Source organism: Bradyrhizobium sp. 215_C5_N1_1 (assembly GCF_052075935.1).
Classification (GTDB): domain Bacteria; phylum Pseudomonadota; class Alphaproteobacteria; order Rhizobiales; family Xanthobacteraceae; genus Bradyrhizobium; species Bradyrhizobium barranii.
Genome location: NZ_CP197228.1, coordinates 1091944 through 1112708 on the forward strand (window position 1 = coordinate 1091944; position 20765 = coordinate 1112708).

The 20765-nt window shown below is 64.4% G+C and carries 21 protein-coding genes; 8 read left to right on the forward strand and 13 right to left on the reverse strand.

All coding sequences use genetic code 11. The annotated features are described in order from the left end of the window. Positions 1 to 113 precede the first annotated feature (113 nt). Genes AB7G19_RS05040 through AB7G19_RS05050 form a run of 3 tightly spaced genes read left to right on the forward strand, consistent with a single transcriptional unit; the run spans position 114 to position 2775 of the window. On the forward strand, positions 114 to 1172 hold the full coding sequence (locus tag AB7G19_RS05040; protein ID WP_063980830.1) for an amidohydrolase family protein: 1059 nt from the start codon (positions 114 to 116) through the stop codon (positions 1170 to 1172). Between the two features lie 24 nt (positions 1173 to 1196). Further along, positions 1197 to 2309 carry an amidohydrolase family protein gene (locus AB7G19_RS05045; protein ID WP_063980831.1) on the forward strand — a complete coding sequence of 371 codons (1113 nt, stop codon included), beginning with the start codon at positions 1197 to 1199 and terminating at the stop codon, positions 2307 to 2309. Between the two features lie 52 nt (positions 2310 to 2361). Further along, positions 2362 to 2775: a Rieske (2Fe-2S) protein gene (locus tag AB7G19_RS05050; RefSeq protein ID WP_028149261.1), complete on the forward strand. Its 414-nt coding sequence runs from the start codon at positions 2362 to 2364 to the stop codon at positions 2773 to 2775. 114 nt (positions 2776 to 2889) lie between these two features. Here AB7G19_RS05050 and AB7G19_RS05055 read toward each other — a convergent pair whose 3' ends face one another. Together AB7G19_RS05055 and AB7G19_RS05060 are read right to left on the reverse strand one after the other, a co-directional pair. Further along, positions 2890 to 4221, reverse strand: a complete 1332-nt coding sequence (locus AB7G19_RS05055) for an MFS transporter (protein WP_063980833.1) — start codon at positions 4219 to 4221, stop codon at positions 2890 to 2892. A 143-nt stretch (positions 4222 to 4364) separates the two neighbouring features. Then, entirely contained in the window at positions 4365 to 5264 is a 900-nt protein-coding gene (locus AB7G19_RS05060) for a transcriptional regulator GcvA (RefSeq protein ID WP_063980834.1), read from the reverse strand. Positions 5265 to 5374: 110 nt separating this feature from the next. Between AB7G19_RS05060 and AB7G19_RS05065 the strand changes: the two genes are divergently transcribed. Together AB7G19_RS05065 and AB7G19_RS05070 are read left to right on the forward strand one after the other, a co-directional pair. Further along, the gene (locus tag AB7G19_RS05065) at positions 5375 to 5578 is read left to right on the forward strand and encodes a DUF1127 domain-containing protein (RefSeq protein WP_063980835.1); all 204 of its coding nucleotides are present in this window, start codon (positions 5375 to 5377) and stop codon (positions 5576 to 5578) included. 69 nt (positions 5579 to 5647) lie between these two features. Further along, positions 5648 to 6271: a GNAT family N-acetyltransferase gene (locus AB7G19_RS05070; RefSeq protein WP_063980836.1), complete on the forward strand. Its 624-nt coding sequence runs from the start codon at positions 5648 to 5650 to the stop codon at positions 6269 to 6271. A 54-nt stretch (positions 6272 to 6325) separates the two neighbouring features. Here the strand turns inward: AB7G19_RS05070 and AB7G19_RS05075 are convergent, their stop codons facing one another. Then, the gene (locus tag AB7G19_RS05075) at positions 6326 to 7165 is read right to left on the reverse strand and encodes an oxidoreductase (protein ID WP_063980837.1); all 840 of its coding nucleotides are present in this window, start codon (positions 7163 to 7165) and stop codon (positions 6326 to 6328) included. A 121-nt stretch (positions 7166 to 7286) separates the two neighbouring features. On the opposite strand from AB7G19_RS05075, the gene AB7G19_RS05080 reads away from it, so the two are divergent. After that, positions 7287 to 8177, forward strand: coding sequence for a LysR family transcriptional regulator (locus AB7G19_RS05080; protein ID WP_063980838.1), 891 nt, complete (start codon positions 7287 to 7289; stop codon positions 8175 to 8177). 124 nt (positions 8178 to 8301) lie between these two features. Here the strand turns inward: AB7G19_RS05080 and AB7G19_RS05085 are convergent, their stop codons facing one another. The 3 genes from AB7G19_RS05085 to AB7G19_RS05095 form a co-directional block, all read right to left on the reverse strand. Further along, entirely contained in the window at positions 8302 to 8472 is a 171-nt protein-coding gene (locus AB7G19_RS05085) for an RNA polymerase sigma factor region1.1 domain-containing protein (protein ID WP_063980839.1), read from the reverse strand. Between the two features lie 64 nt (positions 8473 to 8536). Further along, entirely contained in the window at positions 8537 to 9367 is an 831-nt protein-coding gene (locus AB7G19_RS05090) for an enoyl-CoA hydratase (protein ID WP_063980840.1), read from the reverse strand. 111 nt (positions 9368 to 9478) lie between these two features. Continuing rightward, positions 9479 to 10180, reverse strand: coding sequence for an SDR family NAD(P)-dependent oxidoreductase (locus AB7G19_RS05095; protein WP_063980841.1), 702 nt, complete (start codon positions 10178 to 10180; stop codon positions 9479 to 9481). A gap of 222 nt (positions 10181 to 10402) precedes the next feature. On the opposite strand from AB7G19_RS05095, the gene AB7G19_RS05100 reads away from it, so the two are divergent. Together AB7G19_RS05100 and AB7G19_RS05105 are read left to right on the forward strand one after the other, a co-directional pair. After that, positions 10403 to 12187 carry an acyl-CoA dehydrogenase family protein gene (locus tag AB7G19_RS05100; protein ID WP_063980842.1) on the forward strand — a complete coding sequence of 595 codons (1785 nt, stop codon included), beginning with the start codon at positions 10403 to 10405 and terminating at the stop codon, positions 12185 to 12187. Between the two features lie 45 nt (positions 12188 to 12232). Continuing rightward, positions 12233 to 13321 carry a Zn-dependent alcohol dehydrogenase gene (locus AB7G19_RS05105; protein WP_063980843.1) on the forward strand — a complete coding sequence of 363 codons (1089 nt, stop codon included), beginning with the start codon at positions 12233 to 12235 and terminating at the stop codon, positions 13319 to 13321. A gap of 149 nt (positions 13322 to 13470) precedes the next feature. Here the strand turns inward: AB7G19_RS05105 and AB7G19_RS05110 are convergent, their stop codons facing one another. The 7 genes from AB7G19_RS05110 to AB7G19_RS05140 all read right to left on the reverse strand — a co-directional run bounded on the left by AB7G19_RS05110 (position 13471) and on the right by AB7G19_RS05140 (position 20685). Further along, positions 13471 to 13824 carry a nuclear transport factor 2 family protein gene (locus AB7G19_RS05110; protein WP_063980844.1) on the reverse strand — a complete coding sequence of 118 codons (354 nt, stop codon included), beginning with the start codon at positions 13822 to 13824 and terminating at the stop codon, positions 13471 to 13473. Positions 13825 to 13950: 126 nt separating this feature from the next. After that, positions 13951 to 15423, reverse strand: coding sequence for an amidase (locus tag AB7G19_RS05115; RefSeq protein WP_063980845.1), 1473 nt, complete (start codon positions 15421 to 15423; stop codon positions 13951 to 13953). A gap of 245 nt (positions 15424 to 15668) precedes the next feature. Next, positions 15669 to 16640: an iron exporter MbfA gene (gene mbfA / locus AB7G19_RS05120; protein ID WP_063980847.1), complete on the reverse strand. Its 972-nt coding sequence runs from the start codon at positions 16638 to 16640 to the stop codon at positions 15669 to 15671. 66 nt (positions 16641 to 16706) lie between these two features. Then, positions 16707 to 17849: an alpha/beta hydrolase gene (locus tag AB7G19_RS05125; protein WP_063980848.1), complete on the reverse strand. Its 1143-nt coding sequence runs from the start codon at positions 17847 to 17849 to the stop codon at positions 16707 to 16709. A 123-nt stretch (positions 17850 to 17972) separates the two neighbouring features. After that, positions 17973 to 18842 (reverse strand): MBL fold metallo-hydrolase, encoded by an 870-nt coding sequence (locus tag AB7G19_RS05130; protein ID WP_063980849.1) that lies wholly within the window; start codon positions 18840 to 18842, stop codon positions 17973 to 17975. A 17-nt stretch (positions 18843 to 18859) separates the two neighbouring features. After that, positions 18860 to 20050, reverse strand: a complete 1191-nt coding sequence (locus AB7G19_RS05135) for a serine hydrolase domain-containing protein (protein WP_063980850.1) — start codon at positions 20048 to 20050, stop codon at positions 18860 to 18862. Between the two features lie 23 nt (positions 20051 to 20073). Further along, complete coding sequence (locus AB7G19_RS05140) at positions 20074 to 20685, reverse strand: glutathione S-transferase family protein (protein ID WP_063980851.1); 612 nt, start codon at positions 20683 to 20685, stop codon at positions 20074 to 20076. Between the last annotated feature and the right edge of the window lie 80 nt (positions 20686 to 20765).

Genomic DNA, 20765 nt, shown 5'->3' on the forward strand with positions numbered 1-20765 from the left:
AGCTGTGCCTTCCTAGCATATGACAGCGGCCTTGGCCGAGTTGCGGACGACAGGCAGGCCTGCTTGAATGGTGGACAAGACAAAACGTGACGAGGAAACGTGAAGGAGACGTGATGGCGTCCCTGATCGCCGGCGGGGTGGACTGCGACGTGCATCCGGCCGTGCCGCATCTGACCAGCCTGCTGCCGTACCTCAACGACTATTGGCGCGATCAGGTGACGACGCGCGGCATGGTCGACCTTGTCTCACAATCCTATCCGCAGAACTCGCCGATCGTGGCGCGTCCCGATTGGCGGCCGGAAACCGGCAAGCCCGGCGCAAGCCTGGAGGACATGCAGCGCCATCTGCTCGATCCCTTCCAGCTTACGCACGCCATCTGCAATCCACTCTACGGCGTGCAGATGGTGTTTTCGGAAGATTTGCAGGCCGCCTTCTGCCGCGCGTTGAACGAGTGGCTGGTGAAGGAATGGCTCGATCGCGATTCACGGCTGCGTGGTTCGATCGTGATCCCCACGCAAAATGTCGAGAAAGCCGTCGCCGAGATCGAGCGCTGCGCACAGGACCGCCGCTTCGTACAGGTGCTGATGCTGGTCATGGGCGACACGCCGCTCGGCAAGCGCGCGCTGTGGCCGATCTACGAAGCGGCGGAACGGCTCCAGCTGCCCGTCGGGATTCACGCCGGTTCCGCCTATCACAATCCGCCGACTGCCGTGGGCTGGGGTTCCTATCACATCGAGGATTATGTCGGTCAGGCCCAAGCGTTCCAGACTCAGCTCACCAGTCTGATCGTCGAGGGCGTGTTCGCCAAATATCCGCGGCTGAAAATGGTGATGCTCGAATCCGGCGTCTCCTGGATCTCCCCTTTTCTCTGGCGCCTGCACAAGTTCTGGCGCGGGGTGCGAATGGAGACGCCATGGGTCGATCGCGCGCCGCTCGACATTGTGCGCAGCAACATCCGGTTCTCTTTACAGCCATTTGATGCGCCGCCGGAACCTGAGACATTAATTCGCCTGTTTGATCATATGCAGTCCGACGAATTGGTTCTATTCTCCACGGACTATCCGCACTGGCAATTCGACGGCCAGGACGCGCTGCCCGAGGGCCTCACCCCCGATCTCGTGCGCAAGATCATGATCGAAAATCCGCATGCGACCTATCCCCGCCTGACTTAGCCCGCTGCCAAAGGAGGCAAGGCGATGAATGTCCAATTCCGCGAGAGCACCGAAGCCGCTTCCCCACTGACCGTCAAAACCGCAATCGCGGACTGCGACATCCATCCGGCACGCGCCACCCGCACCGAGCTCTATCCTTATCTGGCGAAACGCTGGCAGCATCATCTCGAAGTCTACGGCGTCCATGCCTATCAGGGCATGATGGAAGGCCCGCCCTATCCGAAGGCCCAGCCCAACGCATCGCGTCGCGACGCCTATCCGCCGGAAGGCGGGCCGCAGGGCTCTTCGTTGTCCTTCATGCGGAAGCAGCTGCTCGATCCCAACAACGTGGAACTCGGCGTGCTCAATCCGCTCAACACCGGGCAGGGCATCCGCAATCACGAGCTCTCGGCGGCGCTGTGCTCGGCGATCAACGACTGGCAGATCGACAAATGGACCAGCAAGGACAAGCGTCTGAAGGCGTCCATTGTCGTCGGCAATGAGGACGGCCTGTCGGCCGCCGCCGAAATCCGCGAGCGCGCCGGCGACAAGAATTTCGTGCAGGTCCTCCTGCTCAGCCGCAATGTCGAGCCGCTCGGTCAACGCCGTTACTGGCCGATCTATCAGGCCGCGGAAGAGGCGGGGCTTCCCGTCGGCGTGCACGCTTTCGGCTTCGGCGGCAATCCGATCACGCCGTCCGGCTGGCCTTCCTATTACATCGAGGAGATGGTGGGCCACTCGCAGTGCCAGCAATCGGCGCTGGCGAGCCTTGTCTTGGAAGGTGTGTTCGAGCGCTTTCCGAAGCTGAAGATGGTGATGATCGAGGCCGGCTTCGGCTGGGCCCCGTCGCTCGCCTGGCGGCTCGACAAGGTCTGGCACCGGCTGCGCAGCGAAGTGCCGCATGTGAAGCGGCCGCCGTCGGAATATATCCGCGAGCAGGTGTGGTGGACCACGCAGCCGATGGAGGACCCGGAGCGGCGCGAGGATCTGTTCGACGTCATCAAATGGATCGGCTGGGACCGACTGCTGTTCGCGACCGACTATCCGCATTGGGACTATGACGAGCCGTCGCGCGTGCTGCCGGCGGGCGTCAGCGACGCCAACCGCGAAGCGTTCTATCTCGGCAATGCGCGCAAGCTCTATGGGATAGCCGCATGATCCGGAAAAGTGTGAAGCGGTTTTCCGATCAGATCATGCGGAAGACATAAGCATGGCGCGGCACGTGATTGCGGCGGTGGATGAGCTTCCGCCGGGCACGCGAAAATTTCTGGAGATCGACGGACGGCCGATCGCGGTCTTCAACATCAAGGGCGAGTATTTCGGCCTGATGAACCGCTGCCCGCATCAGGGCGCCGCGCTGTGCGAGGGCCCGCTGATCGGGCTCGCGCAATCAAAGGATCCCGGCGAGATCGAATACACCAAGCTCGGCGAGATCATCCGCTGCCCCTGGCACGGTTGGGAGTTCGACATCCGCACCGGCCAGTCCTATTGCGACCCCCGCCGCTTCCGCGTGAAGGCCTATCCGGCGCATGTCGAGCCGGGTGCGAGCGTGGTGAAGGGCCCGTATGTCGCCGAGACCATCCCGGTGAAGGTCGAGAGCGATTACGTGGTGGTGGAGCTTTAGGTTACTGTCATTCCGGGGCGATGCGAAGCATCGAGCCCGGAATCCATCGTGCCGCAAGAATGTTGGGAGAAATGGATTCCGGGTTCGCCTCTTCGAGGCGCCCCGGAATGACCATCAGTGGCTCACCGCCGGCGCCGCTTCACCGGTCGCATCGTACGTCGTCACCGCTTGGCGGCCACCGCGATAGACGATGGATGCGGCAATGATGCCAAGCGCAGCGGCGAACATCAGCCAGAAGCCGGGTGAGGCTTTGTTGCCGGTGTAGTCGATCAGCAAGGTCGAGGCGAATGGCGTGAACGTGCCGAACAGCGCAGCGGCGAGCGCGAAGGCCAGCGAGAAGCAGGTGGTGCGGACATGCGCCGGCACGATCTCGACGAGAGCACCGAGCATGGTGCCGCTGTACATGCCGAAATAGAACGAGAACAACATCTCGACCGCGAGCAGTTTGCCGAAAGTCGGCGCGGCGACCAGCCAGGACAGTGCCGGGTAGGCGGTGACGAGCGCCAGGCCGGCGATGGCGAGCAGTACCGGCTTGCGGCCGATGCGATCGGACAGCGCGCCGCCGACGGGATTCCAGAAGAAGTTGGTCACGGCGACGAGCAGCGTCACCAGCAGTGCGTCCTGCGTCGAGAGCTTCAGCACCGTCTTGCCGAAGGTCGGCGTGTACACGGTGACGAAGTAGAATGTCGTCGTGGTCAGGACCGCGATCATCATGCCGAGGATGACGATGCGCCAGTTGGCGAGCGCGGAGGCGAACACCTCGTTTGCCGTCGGGTGCTTCTTCATGGCGAGGAAGGCCGGCGTTTCCTCGAGCGTCCGCCGCAGCATGAAGATCAGGGGAATGATGAGGCAACCGACGAAGAAGGGAATGCGCCAGCCCCAGGCGGTCACGACGTCCGCCGGCATCACCTCGGACAGGATGAAGCCGAGGATCGAGGCCACGAAGATCGCGACCTGCTGGCTCGACGACTGGAACGAGGTGTAGAAGCCGCGATTGCCGGGCGTGGAGATTTCCGCGAGATAGACCGAGACGCCGCCGAGCTCGACGCCGGCGGAGAAGCCCTGCAGCAGGCGGCCGATCAGCACGATGACGGGCGCGGCGATGCCGATGGTCGCATAGCTCGGGCAGAAAGCGATCACGACGGTGCCGATCGCCATGATGCCGAGCGTGACGATCAGGCCCTGGCGGCGGCCGATGCGGTCGATGTAGGCGCCGAGCACGATCGCGCCGACGGGGCGCATCAAGGCGCCGAGCCAGAACACGCCGAAAGTGTTGAGCAGCGACGCCGTCTCGTTGGTGGAGGGGAAGAACGCCTTGCCGATCGCGGCGGCATAGAAGCCGAACAGGAAGAAATCGAACTGCTCGAGAAAATTGCCTGATGTGGCGCGCAGGATCGCGCCGATGCGCGACTTGATCTCGGGCGGATTGGTTGCTGGTCCAGCCATGACGTTACTCCCCTGGAAGGCGCGGCCGGACCGGAACTCATTCCACGGCAAGGCAGCAGATTGCCTGCTGCGACAATCTGTCCTACCCCTCTCGCGCGGGGCGCGGCGAGTCAATCGATTTCACCGCGGAAGCTGATGATTTTTCAGGCTTTATTCTGCGTTGCAGCGATCATCCACTCGCGGAACGCGGCCAGCTTCGGCGCCTCGCGCCGGCCCTCCGGCGCGACCAGGTAGAAGCCCGCATCGGCCGGCAGCGCGATCTTGAAGGGCACCACGAGCCGGCCCTTGGCGATGTCGTCCTGGACGTAGGAGGTCCGGCCCATCGCCACGCCGATGCCGTCGATTGCGGCCTGGATGGTCATGAAGATCATGTCGAAGGTGATGCCGGGCTGCCTGGCGATGTCGCCCGGAAGGCCGGCCGCCGTCAGCCATAGCCGCCAGTCATCGCTGTTGGCATTGGAGGTGTGCAGCAGCGGATAGCCTTTGAGATCCTCAGGCTGGCGCAGCGGCTTGTCGCCGCGCAGCAGCGACGGACTGCACACCGGAAACAGCTCGTCCGCCATCAGCCAGTCGGCGCGCAGGCCCGGCCATTGACCGCGGCCATAGCGAATCGCGGCATCGACATTGTCGCGCTGGAAATCGACGAGGCTGGTCGAGGTGGTGATGCGGACGTCGATGCCGGGGTGCTGCTCCTGGAAATCGGTCAGCCGCGGCAGCAGCCATTTCGCAGCGAGCGATGCCAGCGTCGAGACGGTCAGCACCTTGTCGTCGTCCTTGCGCAGCAGCCGGTCGGTCGCAAGGCGGAGGTCATTGAAGGCGGCGCGGACGCCCGGCAAATAGTCGCGCGCTTCCGGCGTCAGCGCCAGCGCGCGGTTCTGCCGGACGAACAGGCGGATGCCGAGCTCCTCCTCGAGCCGCCGGATCTGATGGCTGATCGCGGTCTGGGTCACGTTCAGCTCGGACGCGGCCAGCGTGAAGCTGAGATGGCGCGCGGCGGCCTCAAAGGCCCGCAATCCGTTCAGGGAGGGCAATCTGGCAGTCATCTGGCAGCAGGATGCATGACGTTATTTCATGCGAAGGGGTACAAATTGTCGTTTGTCGCAACGCGGTAGCAAGCAGATATTAGCGGTCAAGTTAGCTCGAGGAGCTGAAAATGTCTACTTTGACCCACAATTCGATGACAAATCATCATGCACCCGGCCTGATCCAGCAGATCGGCGAGACGCTTCACGTCTGGCACGAGCGCTACCGGACCCGCCGCGAACTGACCCACTGGACGGCCCGCGATCTCCACGACGTCGGCCTGTCCTGGACCGACATCGCCTACGAGGCTGACAAACCCTTCTGGCGGGCCTGATTGGCCGCCAGGCCGGCGCCGCCTGATCACAGGGGCGCCGGCGGTCCCTCTTTCCGCAGGGCTCGTGTCATGAGCACTCTTCGCCTCGAAGATCTGAAGCAATATTCGGACGTGCTGCGCACCCGGCAGGGTGAGGCGATCAACATCCGCTTCGTCGAGCCGCGCGACACCGAGGAGCTTCAGCACTATTTCCGCTCGCTCTCGACCCGCTCCCGCTACAACCGCTTCTTCGGTGCGATCAGCGAATTGCCAAAGGGCCTGCTGAGCGAATTCCTCGATGTCGGCGCGCGCGAACGCTTCACTGTTGTCGCGACGAAGATGGTCGACGGCTTCGAGACCATCGTCGCCGAGGCGCGCTACGCCTTCCATGCCGAGACCTCCACACTCGAGTTCGGCCTGTCGGTCGACGACCGCTGGCAGGGCCACGGCATCGCCACTGCGCTGATGAAGAATCTCGAGTGCCGCGCGGCTGCGCTCGGTGCCGAGCACATGTTCGGCGACACGCTACGCTCCAACGAGACCATGATCTCGCTCGCCCGCAAATCCGGTTTCGCTTTCGTCAATCATCCCGACGACTGGAAGCTGGTGCGCTTCGATAAGGAGATCAACGTCGCACCGAAAGATATTCCCTGCGCGAGCTGGCGCCTCGCCGCCCTTTCCCGTCAGGCCGACAGCCCCTCAGCCTCGGCCTGACACCACTCCGAGCCCGGCCTGGTCATCCAGAGCCGGGCCTTTTTTTGCCTTCGCTCAAGCGCCGTCATTGGTGAAGTCGGTCGAGGTCGCGACCGATCGCCATCCCGCCAGCTCCCGCGCAACGAAGAGGTTCTTTGCCTCGATCCGCTCCACCGTGTCGCTGCCGAGCGGCAGGCGCAGCGGCGGGTTCTTGGCATCGACCAGCGTCAGGAAGGCCTGCGCCAGCTTGCGCGGATCGCCGCGCTGGCCGTGGTTGAATTCGGCGGCGTGAGCGCGGGTCTTGCCGACACTCTCGTGATAGTCGTCGATCACCTGCGCGGTGCGCGACAGCGAGGTGTCGTCGAGGAAGTCGGTGCGGAAGAAGCCCGGCTCGACCACGGTGACCTTGATGCCGAGCGGCGCCACTTCGCCGGCCAGCGCTTCGCTGATTCCCTCGACCGCGAACTTGGTCGCGCCATAGACGCCCCAGCCGGGATAACCGGTGTAACCGCCGACCGACGAGATGTTGATGACGTGGCCGGAACGCTGGCGGCGCATATGCGGCAGCACCGCGCGGGTGACGCCGAGCAGGCCGAATACATTCGTGCCGAACAGCTTTTGCGTCTCAGCGCCGCTGGCCTCCTCGATCGCGCCGAGCAGGCCGTAGCCGGCATTGTTGACCAGGATATCGATGCGCCCGAAGCGCTTCACAGCCTGGCCCGCCGCCTCATGCGCCTCGGCCTCGCTGGTGACGTCGAGCCGGGTCGCGAGCAGGCGCTCGTGGCTGCCGAGGCGCGCGGTGACAGTGGACGGATCGCGCGCGGTCGCGACCACCGCATCGCCGGCCTTCAAGGCGGCCTCGGCGATCAAAGCGCCAAATCCGCGGGATGCTCCTGTGATGAACCAGACACGCATGATGTTGCCCTTTCCATTTTGGCCCCGACGATGTGCGGAAGCCGATGGGCAAGGTGTAGCGGCTCGCCATAGCTGAGATAATCTGCTATATATTCCGCAAGCTCTTGAGCCAAATTCATTAATGCGGATTGACCCGTCCGACCTCGCGACCTTCCTCGCCATTGCCCGCCACCGCAGTTTTCGCGCGGCGGCGACCGAGCTCGGCGTGACGCCATCGGCGCTGTCCCACGCTTTGCGCAATGTCGAAGAGCGGCTCGGTCTGCGCCTCGTCAACCGCACCACCCGGAGCGTCGCGCTCACCGAGGCCGGCGAACGTCTGTTTGCCCGCATCACGCCGGCCTTTCGCGATATCGACGACGCGCTCGAGGACCTCAACAATTTCCGCGGCAAGCCCGCCGGCACGCTGCGCTTCACCGCCGCCCGCCAGTCCGCGCAGCTGGTACTGCTGCCGATCGTGACGCGTTTCCTGAAATCATTCCCCGACGTCAGCGTCGAGATCGTCATCAACGACGCCCTGATCGACATGGTCGCGGCCGGCTTCGATGCCGGCGTGCGTTTCGGCGAGACCATTGCCGCCGACATGATTGCGGTCCCGATCGGCCCGCGGCACCGTTTTGCCGTGGTCGGCACGCCCGGGTTCTTCAAATCGCGCAAGCCGCCCACCACGCCGCGCGACCTGAAAGGCCTGCCCTGCATCCGCTACCGTTTCACCTCAGGCGCGCTCTATCATTGGGAATTCGAGCGCGGCGGCATCGAGCTCGCGATCGACGTCGCGGGACCGCTGACGATGAACGACCAGGATCTGATGGTCGATGCGGCGCTCGACGGCGCTGGGCTTGCCTACGTGTTTGAGGCGCAGGTCGAAGCGCTGCTCGCCAAGCGTAAGCTGGTTCGCGTGCTCGCCGACTGGTGCCCGGCCTATCCCGGCTTCTTCCTGTACTATCCAAGCCGTCGCCAATTGCCCGCAGCGCTGCGCGCATTCGTGGATTTTGCGAGGGCGCCCGCCAAGTAGTGAGCTGCGTAGCCCGGATGGAGCGAAGCGCAATCCGGGATTCGTGCCACGTGCGCCAGCGGCCCCGGATTACGCTCCGCTCCATCCGGGCTACGGACCTACTACGAGGACGGAGGAGCGAACCTTACTCCTCCGCAATCCAGATACCCCGGTCGCTCAAAGCGGTCAGTACGGCCTCGATGTCTTCCGGTTCCAGCCTGGTGGACGGCATCAGTTCGTTCAGTTGATCGAACGTGACATACCCAGTCTTCTCCGCCAGCAGCGCGGCTTTCCGCACAATCTCAGACCAATCCATTCAGCCCTCCTGAAAATGGGGTACCTACTCTATGGAATGATCTGATGGTCTTGGCTGCGTAGCCCTACTTCCCCGTAAACACCGCCTTGCGCTTCTCGATGAAGGCCTGCACGGCTTCCCTGTGATCAGCAGTCGTGGTCAGGCGGATCAGCCGTCCGGCTTCGTGGTCGCGAGCGGTCTCGAAATCGAACAACAGCGCCTCGTCGAGATTGTCCTTCATGTAGCGCAGCGCCTGACGCGGGCCTTCGGCGAGCGACTTGGCCAGCGCAAAGGCCTCGTCTTGCAGCCTGTCGTCGGGTACGACGCGGTTGACGAGGCCGATGGCCTCTGCGCGCGCGGCGTCGACGCGATCACCGGTGAACAGCAGTTCGCGGGCCCGCGCGGTGCCGACCAGCCGGGTCAAGAGCCAGGCGATGCCGTAGTCGCCGCTCAGCGCGATGCGGGCGTAGCCGGTGGCGACGAAGGCCGATTGCGCGGCGATGCGGATGTCGCAGGCCATGGCAATGGCGAGCCCGGCGCCGACCGCGGGGCCGGGCAGGGCGGCGATGGTCGGCTTGCGTACCGACACCAGCGCGCCGGTGAGCAGCCGCTGCCGCTCCTGGAGGTCGGCGACCTTGTCGTCAAACGACATCTCGAGCTTCTTGGGATCGCGATGCGCGCCCATGCCCTTGACGTTGCCGCCGGCACAGAAGGCCGCGCCCGCGCCGGTGATCAGAAGCGCGCCGACTTCGGGGCTCTCGCCGCAGGTGCGGATCATCGTCCGCAGCGCCGGCGTCAAGGTGTCCGACAGCGCGTTGCGCGCCTCCGGCCGGTTCAGCGTGATCACCGCGACGCGGTCGCGGATGACGCAGAGGAGTTCGTTGGTGCCGGTATCGATGGTGGTTTCGGTGGTCATATTTCCCGCCCTTGTCGGGTGGGCAAAGCGTAGCGTGCCCACCATCTGTTTGTTCATTCATGGCGGTGGGCACGGCGCTATGCGCCTTTGCCCACCCTACGACAGCTCAACTCAAAACTTCTCCACCCAGGGCCGCAGCTCCAGCTCCCAGCTCCAGGCGCTGCGCGGCTGTTGCAGCACGTTCCAGTAGCTCTCCGCGATCGCGTCGGGATCGAGCATCGAATCCGGCTTGTCGGCGGGTTCGGTCCGCGCCGCGCTGCGGATGCCGCCGTCGATCACGAAATGCGCGATGTGGATGCCCTGCGGCGAGAGCTCGCGCGCCAGGCTCTGCGCCAGCCCTCGCAGCGCGAACTTGCCCATCGCGAACGAGGCCGACTGTGCATACCCCTTGACGCTCGCCGAGGCGCCGGTGAACAGGATCGCGCCGTGCTTGTTCGGCAGCATGCGCTTGGCCGCCTGCTGCGCCACCAGGAAGCCGCCATAGGCGCTGATCGCGATCGCCTGCGCGACATCGGCCGGAACGAGATCGACGAACGGCCCGCGCGTGCGGCCGCTGGCGTTGTAGACGACGAGCTCGGGCGTGCCGAGCTCGCGTTCGACCAGGCCGAACAGCCGCTCGACCTCCTCAGGTTCGGTGGCGTTGCAGGCATAGGCCTTGGCGCCGGTCTCGCTACAGAGCGCGCCTAATTTCTCGATCTTGCGCGCGGCCAGCGCGACGCGGATGCCTTGCGCAGACAGCAGCCGAGCAAGCGAGGCGCTCAGGCCTTCGCCCGCGCCAACGATGAGGGCGATCTTGTATTTCGGATGTTCCATGGCGTGATCTCTCGGAGACGGGAAGCCGCTGATCTATGCATCCGCCGCGCGGACAACCAGCCGGGTCGGTCATAATTCCGCAGAGCGAATTGCTCCTTCACGGCGATCATGCCTCCCTGACAATTTGCGGCTTTATCCGACTTTGCGACTGGAGCATGATCGACATCATCCCAAGCGGCAAGCGATAAGAATTGCCGTCGGGCGGGAACGAAGAGGACGATCATGCACAAGCCGGTCACAGGTGAGCCAAAAAGTGTCGCGGCCGCACCATCCGGTCTGCTGGCGCCCGATACATCAGGCATGAATTTCTATCGCGCCGATCCGGCGCTGACTGATCTGTTGCGTATCCATCTGCCGGATACGCTGTTCCGCCACATCGAGCCGCATCTCAATCGCCTCGGCGAGCTCGCCGGTGGCCATCTCGACGATTGCGCGCGGCTCGCCGACCGGCACACGCCGGTGCTGCACCAGCGCGACAAGTTCGGCCGCGACATGCAATGGATCGAATATCACCCGGCCTATCGCGAGCTGGAGAATGCCGCGTTCGGCGAGTTCGGCATCCACGCGCTTTCGATCCGCAAGGGCATCATGGGCTGGCCCGACAAATATCCCGTCGTGGCCAAGCACGCCTTCACCTTCCTGTTCAACCAGACCGAATTCGGCATGGGCTGCCCGATCAACGTCACCGACGGCTGCGCAAAGCTCTTGGCGAATTTCGGCAGCGAGGCGCTGAAGGCGAAATATCTCGACGGCCTGACCCAGACCGACATGAGCAAGCTGACCCAGGGCGGCCAGTTCATGACCGAGAAGGAGGGTGGCTCCGATGTCGGTACACTGACCACGCGCGCCGTGCAGGAGGGCGACCATTGGCGCCTCCATGGCGAAAAATGGTTCTGCTCGAACGCCGATGCCAAGGTCGTGATGCTGCTGGCGCGCCCCGAAGGCGCTGGCCCCGGCACGCGCGGCGTCGGCCTGTTCCTGATGCCGCGCTTCCTCGACGACGGTTCGCAGAACCATTACCGGATCGTGCGCCTGAAGGACAAGCTCGGCACGCGCTCGATGGCCTCGGGCGAGATCAAGCTCGAAGGCGCGATCGCCTATGCGGTCGGCAAGCTCGACCGCGGCTTCGTGCAGATGGCCGAGATGGTGAACTCGTCGCGGCTCTCCAATGGCGTCAAATCCACCGCGCTGATGCGCCGCGCCTATCATGATGCGATGACGGTCGCCAAGAACCGCGTGGTGTTCGGCAAGCGCATCATCGACCTGCCGCTGGGACGGCGGCAGATGCTGAAGATCATGCTGCCGGTCGAGCAGGCGCTGTCGATGAGTTTTCTGACCGCCGACGCACTCGACCGCGCCGAGGCTGGCAGTCAGGATGCTGCGGCGCTGCTGCGCATCCTCACGCCGACGCTGAAATTCCGTGCGACGCGCGATGCGCGCAAGGTTTGCGGCGATGCGCTCGAGATGCGCGGCGGTATCGGTTATATCGAGGAATTTGCCACGCCCCGCCTGCTGCGCGACGCCCATCTCGGCTCCGTCTGGGAAGGCACCGGCAACATCGTCGCCATCGATGCGCTCCGGCGCGCGGTCGGCCGCCACGGCGCCGAATCCGCGCTATCAGCCGATCTGCATGCGCGGCTCGATGATAGCGTGTCGGTCCCGCAGGCCTGGCGCGACAATTTGCGCGGTCTCGTCGATCGCGCCGTCGGCTTCGCGCGCGAGGTCGCGGGCAATTCCGAGAACGAGGCCGATGCGCGCCGCGCGACGAGCTTGCTCTATCACGTCGCGAGCGCGGTCGCGCTCGCCTGGGAAGCGCATCGCATCCACGAAATGCGCGGCGATGCGCGCCGGCTGCTGCTGTCGCGGCTGGTGATCGACCATCGCGTGGCGCCGAGCGATCCGTTCCGGCTGACGGAAAATGCCGCGCAAGCGAAGATCGCAGCGCTGCTGCTCGGGGATCGCGACGCCGGCATGAGCGAGGTTGGCGAACTGGTTCTGGCAGCGTAGGCTGCACTCCACGCTCAAACCAAAAGAAGCGATAGGGAGTGCTCGATGAAGGCCGCCGTCCTTTATGAAGTCAATCAGCCGCTGGTCATCGAGGATGTCAGCCTGCCGAAGCCGGGCCCACGCGAGGTTTTGATCCGCACGGCGGTCGCCGGCCTCTGTCACTCCGATCTGCACTTCATGGAAGGCCTGTATCCGCATCCGCTGCCCGCGGTGCTCGGGCACGAGTCCGCCGGCATCGTCGAGCAGGTCGGCTCCGACGTCACCTATGTGAAGCCGGGCGATCACGTCGTGACGTGCCTGTCGGTGTTCTGCGGCACCTGCGACAACTGTACCACGGGCCGCACCGTGCTCTGCACCGACACCACCGTAAAGCTGTTGCCGGGCGCCTCCAACCGGATGCAATGGTCGAAGCCCGAGAAGTTGCACCAGTTCCTCAACCTCTCGTCGTTCGCCGAGCAGATGCTGGTGCACGAGAACGCCATCGTCAAAATCCGCAAGGAGATGCCGCTCGATCTCGCCGCGCTGATCGGCTGCGGCGTCATCACCGGCTACGGCGCGGTCGTGAACACGGCGAAGGTGACGGCCGGCGAGACCGTGGCCGTGATCGGCTGTGGCGGTGTCGGCATGGCCGCGATCAACGGCGCGCAGATCGCCGGCGCCGGGCGCATCATCGCCATCGACACCAATCCGGCAAAGCTGCAGCTTGCGACCAAGCTGGGCGCGACCGACATCATCAATCCCACCGACGGCGACGTCGTGAAGCAGGTGCGCGACCTCACCAATGGCGGCGTGCATCATTCCTTCGAGGTGCTCGGCCGCAAGGAGACCGCGGAGCAGGCTTTTGGCATGCTGGCGTCCGGCGGCACGGCCACCATCGTCGGCATGATCCCGTTCGGTCAGAAGATCGAGCTGCACGGCTTCGACTTCCTGCGCGAGCGCAGGATCCAGGGCTCGTCGATGGGCTCCAACCATTTTCGCGTGGACATGCCGAGGCTGGTTGATTTCTACCTGCGCGGCCGGCTGCACCTCGAGGATTGGATCTCGGCCAAGCTGAAGCTCAGCGAGATCAACGAGGGCTTTGCCAACATGAAGGCCGGCAAGACGCTGCGCAGCGTGATTGTGTTTGATAGCTAGCAACCGCAATGACGGTGTCATCGCCCGCGAAAGCGGGCGATCCAGTACTCCGCGGCGGAAGCTGTGTGAACCGACTATTGCCGCGGCGTACTGGATGCCCCGGTCAAGCCGGGGCATGACAGCGGAGTGTGAGGATGGCTGACCTCAACTCACCGCGACACGTGCGCTGATACCGCGAGCCACGTCCCGTTCTTCTTCGTCCAGCAATCGGTGTACCGCCCCGTCGCCTGCCGGCCGTCGGCGGTGGTGTAGCTGGTGGCAGCGTGGATGATGGCAAAATCGCCCATGATGCGGATGATGACATCATGCGCATGCAGATTGCGGATTGCGATCGGCCGTGCCGTCTGCTCCAGGAAGGCGGCGCGGTCGACCAATGTCTTGTCGGGATTGGAGCAAAAGAACTCCGGCGCGAGGATTTCGTCGAAGCGTTTAACGTCGCAGTTTTGCACGGACGCGACATAGTCGTGGTTGAGCGCGGTGAGCTGGTCGAGGTCTTGGCTCATGACGTTTCTCTCCCTCTATGTTATTTTACTCCGTCATTGCGAGCGTAGCGAAGCAATCCAGAAATGTCTCCGCGGATGCAGTCTGGATTGCTTCGTCGCAAGGGCTCCTCGCAATGACGGGAGGCACTAGTCATTGAACAAAGGGGGCGGCACGAACCCGCCGAATTCGCGCTCGATCAGCTCGGCGAGCTTGAGCGGCGTGCGGTCTTCCAGCCACGGGCCGACGATCTGCACGCCGATGGGCAGTCCATCAGGCGCAAAGCCCGTCGGAATCGCGGTCGAGGGCAGACCGGGGAGCGTCGCGATGCCCGGCCAGGCGAGCTGGTCGGGATAGACGTGCTCCTTGCCGTCGATCTTGATCCGGCGCTTTTCCTGCTCTGGCGAATGGTCGTGCGGATAGGCCGCCGTCGGCATCACCGGGCAGATCACCGCGTCGAACGACTTGAACAGCTCGCGCCATTGCGCGCGAAGGCGGGTGCGCCCGCCGTTGGCCGCCTGCCAGTCGCGATGGTTGAGCGCGATACCGCGCAGCCGTTCCGCGGCCAAGCTGTTGTCACCCTCTGGCAACGCCGCTGCTGCCGCTTTCGCGCCAGCATAGATGTCGGGCGCGAAAGTCGAGCCGAGGAACGACATCAGCATGCGCATATAGAGCCGCGTGGAGGCCGCGAAATCCGGCAGCAGCGGGCTGTTGCGCTCGATTTTGACGCCAGCCTTGGCGAGATTGTCGGCCAGCCGGTTGATGGTGCCGCGCACCGCCGTGTCGGTCGGCATCACCGGATCGGTGTCGATCACCAGCACGCGGAAATCCCTGAACGCCGTGTGCCGCGCCGCCGGCAGCTCGAGCCGGTAGGCGAGGCCAGCGTCGATCGGATCGGGCCCGGCCATCACGTCGAGCACAAGCGAAAGATCGGCGGCGCTACGCGCCATCGGGCCGATCACCGAGAGGTCACGCTCGAACGGCAAAGGCGGCAGCGGCGGCGGCGTGTGGCCGCGCATGGCGACGAGACTGAAGGTCGGCTTGTGCGCATAGATGCCGCAATGGAAGGCCGGCACACGCAGCGAGCCGCCGATGTCGGAGCCGATCGACAGCGGGCCATAGCCCGCGGCGAGCGCGGCAGACGAGCCGCCAGACGAACCACCGGGTGTGCGGCCGAGATCGTAGGGGTTGTTGGTGGTGCCGTAGATGTCATTGTAGCTCTGCCAGTCGCCGAGCCCGAGCGGCACGTTGGTCTTGCCGACGATGACGGTGCCGGCGTCCTTCACCCGCGTGATTGGCAGTGCGTCTTCCTTCGCGACAAAATCCTTCTGCGCGGGAATGCCCCAGGTCGTGGGCAGGCCGGCGACGTTGTAGGATTCCTTCACGGTGATTGGGAGGCCGAGCAGCGGCTTCCGCTCGCCGCGCGCCCGCGCCGCGTCCGCGTCCCGCGCGGCGCTCAGCGCGCGGTCGAAATCCCGGACGCAGATCGCGTTGACCTTGCCGTCGTGACGTTCGATGCGATCAATCGCATCCTGCGTGAGCTCGACCGCGGAGACCTTCTTTGCGGTCAACGCGGCCGACAGCTCGACCGCGCTCTTGTAACTCCATTCCGTTTTCGCCACGACATGCTCCTGCGCTTCCCTGATGGGATGATGCGCAGTTTGACCGAATGCCGCAACCGCCGTTTGATCGCGATTGATATGTGGCTAGCTGTCATCGCGGGAAGGTCCAGCAACAAGTCGGCCGTCATCGCCCGCGAAGGCGGGCGATCCAGTATTCCAGAGACCCGCATTGGAGAACTCGCTCTCACCACATCCGCCGCGGCGTACTGGATGCCCCACCTTCGCGGGGCATGACACCGAGGTAGCTACGCCGCCCCGATCAATATCCCCACCGCGAGCACGATGGCGCCGCCGAGCACGATTTGGAACACGGCCTGGAGGAACGGGGTGTCCATGTAGCGCGCGCGGATGAAGGCGATTGCCCACAATTCGAAGAACACGACGACGCCGGCGATTCCCGTCGCGATCCAGAATGCGTTCGGCCAGCTGTCTGGGACGAGATAAGGCAGGGTGTGGCCGAGCCCGCCGAGCGTCGTCATCGTGCCGCAGGTGATGCCGCGCAGCCATGGCGAGCCGCGTCCCGTGAGCGAGCCGTCATCGGACAGCGCCTCCGCAAAGCCCATGCTGATGCCGGCGCCGATCGAGGCGGCGAGGCCGACCAGAAACGTCTGCCAGTTCTGGTGGGTGGCGAAAGCCGCGGCGAACAGCGGCGCCAGCGTCGAGACCGATCCGTCCATCAGGCCGGCGAGGCCCGGCTGCACATATTGCAGCACGAACATGCGCCGTCGCGTGCGGTCTTCCTCGGCGCGCACGTCGGGCTTCAAAATCTCGTCGGTGAGCGCGACGGCGCGGTTCTCGTGATGCTTTTCCTCCTCGGCGAGATCGCCGAGCAGGCGGCGCACGCCGACATCCTCGGCCTGCTCGGCGGCCCGCGCGTAGAAGCGCTCGGCCTCGAGCTCCATGGTCTCGACCTCTTTCCGGATGGTGTCGAGCGGCAGGTTTTTCGTCAGCCAGATCGGCCGCCGGCGCAGAAAGCCTTTGACGTTCTCGCGGCGGATCGGCGGCAGGTGCTGGCCGAAGCGTTCCTCATAGAGTTTCAGCAGCCGATGCCGGTGGCCGCGTTCCTCCTCGGCCATCTCCTCGAAAATCTTCGACGTGTCCGGGTAACGCTCGCGCAAGTCCTCGGCGAAGGTCATGTAAATGCGGCTGTCCTCCTCCTCGGAGGAGATCGCGACCGCAAGCACCTCGCGCTCGGTCAGTTCGGCAAAAGTCTTCACGGCGGACCTGTTTAATAGTTTAGAATTATTCTAAACTATATAAGGCGCCGGGGTTCCCGGGTCAAATCAGGCGACTTTTGCGAGGAACTCGAGCAGCAAGCGGCTCACCTCGGCCGGCTGTTCCTGCTGCACCCAATGGCCGGCGCCGTCGACGAGATGGCAGCCGAGCATCTTCGTGCAGCCGCGCCCCTGCATCGCTTCGAACACGCCGGGGCGCTGATAGGTGCCCCAATCCTGCTTGCCCGAGATGAAGCAGGTGGGCACGTCAATGCTGCGGCCCGCAAACAGCTGCATCTCGCTGTTGAGCATGCCCGAGGTGCCGTAGCGGTACCATTGCAAGCCCCCCTGGAATCCGGTGCGGCCGTATTCGGCGCTGTAATAGGCGAGGTCGCTGTCCGGCAGCCATTGGTTGGCGGCGATCGCGGCCGGCGAGGGCATCTCCTTCGCAACCGTCTCCGCCATCGTCTCGCCGGCGTCCATCACGTAGTAGGTCGGCAGTTTTGCGAGTTCGCCCGCGGACCACGACGTCAGCGGATATGGCTTGTTGTCGGTCCAGTCCGCACTCTTCTGGTGATAGTAGGCGCGCAGGAAATCGTGCACGCCCTGCGGCGCGTGCTGCATGTCGGCGTTGGCCGGGCGCGTCGCGTAATACCATTGATAGTGTTTGCGCGGGCGCGGCAGCGCGGCGAGCTCGCGATGCACGGGGTCTTCTGCTGGCGGCTTTGCCGGACTGTCGACGGTGCCAAACGGCATCGGCGGCGCTCCGCCGAACGGCGCGCTCATCAGCGTCACCGAGCGAAACACGTCGGGCCGGATCAGGGCGCACCAGGCCGCAACCGGGCTGCCGAAATCATGCCCGGCGAGATCGACCTGCCTGTAGCCGAACGCCGACACCAGGGCGAGCGCGTCGCGCACGAGGTTGAGGAGCGAGAACGGCGTGAGATCGCCGTCGTAATCCGCGGTCCATCCCGTGGTGCGGCCATAGCCGCGCTGGTCCGGCGCGATCACGTGATAACCGGCCGAGGCCAGCGCCGGCATCACCTTGCGCCAGGAGAAGGCGAGCTCAGGAAAGCCGTGCAGCAAGAGGATGCAGGGCCGCCCCTTGGTCTCGAAGCCGGCTTCGAGCACGTGCATGCGCAAGCCGTTGATGCCGTCGACATAGCGCGAGCGGATGCCGGCGGGGAGAGGGACGTCGGGGAGGTCGGCCATTTTTTGTTTCCTCGTCATGGCCGGGCTTGTCCCGGCCATCCACGTTTTTGTTGCCGTTGATTGTAAGAACGTGGATGCCCGGGACAAGCCCGGGCATGACGGAAGCCGGGCGATTGCCGCGCGCTACACCGCCGCACACACGAACGCGCTGCCCTTGCGCCTGATCTTCCCGACCGACGGCGAGGGGAAATGCGCGGTGCAGCACAGCGTGTCGGTGTCGCAATAGCGCTCGAGAAAGCTGCGGCGCGTTTTCGCCGCCGCGGCCGGGTCGACGTCGAACTTGATCGACAGCTCCGGATAGAGCGTCTGCAGCGGCGAATGCATGAGGTCGCCGGAGAACACGGCGTCGTCCTTGCCGCGGCCCATCGTGATGGCGATATGGCCGGGCGTATGTCCCGGCGTCGGCAGGATGCGGACGTGATCGCCGATCTGGTGATCGTTGCCGACCAGCTCGTGGCGCCTGGCCTCGACCACCGGCAGCACGCTGTCAGCGAAAGGCGGGATCTCCGCCTTCGCGTTCTGCTCGGACCAGTGATCGAATTCCTGCTTGGCAAAGAGGTAGCGCGCCTTGGGGAAGGTCGGCACCCAGCGGCCGTTCTCGAGCCGCGTGTTCCAGCCGACGTGATCGACATGCAGATGCGTGCACATCACGAAATCGATGTCGTCGACCGCGAACCCGGCGGCGTTGAGTCCGCGCAAGTACGTATCGTCGGTCTTCATGTTCCATTTCGGCCGCTGCGGGCGCGGCTTGTCGTTGCCGATGCAGCTGTCGATCAGGATGGTGTGATGCGGCGTCTTCACAACATAGGACTGGAAGCACAGCAGCAGCACGTCCTGCTCGTCCAGCGCCTTGGCCTGCCGCATCCATGCCCGGTTCTCGGCTAGGACCTCAGGCGTCAGTCCCGGCAGCATCTCCAGCGCCGGCACGAACGAGGTTTCCTGCTCGATGACGCGATGGATGGTGAGATCGCCGACGGTGAATTTCAGGCTCATGCTCGCTTCCCTTGCGCTCACCGTGCATCGCGCACGGATGGAATGACGATGTTGGAGAGGATGTCGATCGCGGCCAGCCCTTCCTTCGGCTGGCCGTATTGGGCAGCGGTGGTCATCATGACGAGATCAAGCTCGGGCACGATGAAGATGCGCTGGCCGCCCCAGCCGAAGGCAGCAACCCATTTGATTTCCTTGTCACCGGCGAGCGAGCGGCCCATCCACCATTGATAGCCGTAGAACATCGTGCTGCCGAAATAGCCGATCGCCTGGAAGCGCGGCGTGGTAGATTGTGCGATCCAGTCGGCCGAGACGATCTGCCGGCCGTTCCACTGGCCGCGATTGAGCACGAGCTGGCCGATCTTCGTCGCATCGCGCGGCCGCAAGCGAAGGCCCGCGGCCGCTGCAATCTTGCCGTTCTTATAGGCTTTCCACTCCAAATCGCTGATCCCGAGCGGCTGGAACAGCACCTCGCGAGCAAATGCCTCCAGCGGCTTGCCCGAGACGCGTTCGAGGATGTTGCCGAGCAGTTCAGTCCCGCCGCCATTATAAGTCCACAGCACGTCGGGCGGCGCAGCGACTGGCTTTGCGAGCACATAGCCGATCGGATCGGCCTCAAAGGTGAGATGCGGCTCGTCGTTTTTCGGATCGGTCCAGGACCGTGCCTCGTCCCATTCAATGCCGGAGGACATCGTTAGCAGATGGCGCAGCGTGATGGCCTCCCAGCCCGCCTGCTTCGCCGCCTGATGGTCGGGGAAGAATTTGAGCACGGGCTCGTCGACGCCTTCGATCAGCTTGCGATCGATCGCGATGCCGACGAGCAGCGAAGCGACACTCTTCGATGCCGAACGCATGTCATGCTTCGTCGTCGCGGTAAATTCGTGCTGGCCGTCCGGTTGTCCCCAGGGTTGGTCGTAGCCGGGAAAATACTGCTCGAAGACGAGCTTGCCGTGGCGCACGACGACAACCGAATGGACCGAGGTCGCGCGTTGATCGAGCCGTGCAGCGATGCTGCAGAGCCGCATGCCTTCCATGCCAACGCTGTCGGGCGACGCAGTCGTCCACCCGTCGTCGATTGACGACGGCGATCCACAGGCGAGGTTTTGTCGTCCAGTCGCCATGCCGTCGGCCTGCACGGAAGTGGCTGAGACGGTCAACGCGAGCACGAGGCTCGCGCCGAGAATGCTGAGGCGGGGGAAGCGATCGCGCATCGTCCTTCTCCCCGCAGCCTAGTTTACGCCGCTGGAGGCACCGAGATCTTGACCGAGGGGCGCTCCAGCATCTTCTGGTGGAAGGCGTCGAGTTTCGGATAGGCCTTGCGCCAGCCGCAATCGGCGAAGCGGAAGTCGGCATAGCCGAGCACGCAGACGAGGCCGATCTGCGAGATGTCGAACGGGCCGTTCAAAACTTCGGGCATGTTCTCGAAGCGCGCCATGCCGGTCCAGGCCCGGTTCCAATGGTCGTCCGACCATGCCTGCCATTGCAGGCCCTGCGGCCGCACCATCTTCTCGTAGCGGCACAGCAGCATGGAATCGAGCATGCCGTTGATCAGGGAGTGATCGGTCTTGGCCTTCCAGCGCCGCGGGCCGTAATCGGGGATCAGGCTGCCGCCGGCCATCTCGTTGAGATATTCGACGATCACGTAGGAATCCAGAATGACGTCGCCGTCATTGGTGATCAGCACCGGCAGCTTCTTCAGCGGCGTGATGCGCGAATAATCCTCATTGACCGTGCCCGGCGCGACGGTCGCGGGCGTGAGCTCGATCTTGTCGATCAGCCCGAGCTCGATCGCGGCGATACGCACCTTGCGGGCGAAGGGCGAGGCGGCAGAGAAGGAGAGTTTCATGGGAAAATGTCCTACGCGGTGACCGGCAGTTGGTTATCGTCATTGCGAGCGAAGCGAAGCAATCCAGCCTGTCTCCGTGG

Excerpts from the sequence above, each read along its gene's own strand:
- AB7G19_RS05135 (WP_063980850.1), bottom strand. The coding sequence starts at position 20,050 with ATGCGCGATCGCTTCCCCCGCCTCAGCATTCTCGGCGCGAGCCTCGTG.
- AB7G19_RS05080 (WP_063980838.1), top strand. The coding sequence starts at position 7,287 with ATGCGGATTGACCCGTCCGACCTCGCGACCTTCCTCGCCATTGCCCGC.
- AB7G19_RS05065 (WP_063980835.1), top strand. The coding sequence starts at position 5,375 with ATGTCTACTTTGACCCACAATTCGATGACAAATCATCATGCACCCGGC.
- AB7G19_RS05045 (WP_063980831.1), top strand. The coding sequence starts at position 1,197 with ATGAATGTCCAATTCCGCGAGAGCACCGAAGCCGCTTCCCCACTGACC.
- AB7G19_RS05050 (WP_028149261.1), top strand. The coding sequence starts at position 2,362 with ATGGCGCGGCACGTGATTGCGGCGGTGGATGAGCTTCCGCCGGGCACG.
- AB7G19_RS05125 (WP_063980848.1), bottom strand. The coding sequence starts at position 17,849 with ATGGCCGACCTCCCCGACGTCCCTCTCCCCGCCGGCATCCGCTCGCGC.
- AB7G19_RS05055 (WP_063980833.1), bottom strand. The coding sequence starts at position 4,221 with ATGGCTGGACCAGCAACCAATCCGCCCGAGATCAAGTCGCGCATCGGC.
- AB7G19_RS05095 (WP_063980841.1), bottom strand. The coding sequence starts at position 10,180 with ATGGAACATCCGAAATACAAGATCGCCCTCATCGTTGGCGCGGGCGAA.
- AB7G19_RS05110 (WP_063980844.1), bottom strand. The coding sequence starts at position 13,824 with ATGAGCCAAGACCTCGACCAGCTCACCGCGCTCAACCACGACTATGTC.
- AB7G19_RS05070 (WP_063980836.1), top strand. The coding sequence starts at position 5,648 with ATGAGCACTCTTCGCCTCGAAGATCTGAAGCAATATTCGGACGTGCTG.
- AB7G19_RS05085 (WP_063980839.1), bottom strand. The coding sequence starts at position 8,472 with ATGGATTGGTCTGAGATTGTGCGGAAAGCCGCGCTGCTGGCGGAGAAG.
- AB7G19_RS05075 (WP_063980837.1), bottom strand. The coding sequence starts at position 7,165 with ATGCGTGTCTGGTTCATCACAGGAGCATCCCGCGGATTTGGCGCTTTG.
- AB7G19_RS05090 (WP_063980840.1), bottom strand. The coding sequence starts at position 9,367 with ATGACCACCGAAACCACCATCGATACCGGCACCAACGAACTCCTCTGC.
- AB7G19_RS05130 (WP_063980849.1), bottom strand. The coding sequence starts at position 18,842 with ATGAGCCTGAAATTCACCGTCGGCGATCTCACCATCCATCGCGTCATC.
- AB7G19_RS05105 (WP_063980843.1), top strand. The coding sequence starts at position 12,233 with ATGAAGGCCGCCGTCCTTTATGAAGTCAATCAGCCGCTGGTCATCGAG.
- AB7G19_RS05140 (WP_063980851.1), bottom strand. The coding sequence starts at position 20,685 with ATGAAACTCTCCTTCTCTGCCGCCTCGCCCTTCGCCCGCAAGGTGCGT.
- AB7G19_RS05040 (WP_063980830.1), top strand. The coding sequence starts at position 114 with ATGGCGTCCCTGATCGCCGGCGGGGTGGACTGCGACGTGCATCCGGCC.
- AB7G19_RS05060 (WP_063980834.1), bottom strand. The coding sequence starts at position 5,264 with ATGACTGCCAGATTGCCCTCCCTGAACGGATTGCGGGCCTTTGAGGCC.
- AB7G19_RS05100 (WP_063980842.1), top strand. The coding sequence starts at position 10,403 with ATGCACAAGCCGGTCACAGGTGAGCCAAAAAGTGTCGCGGCCGCACCA.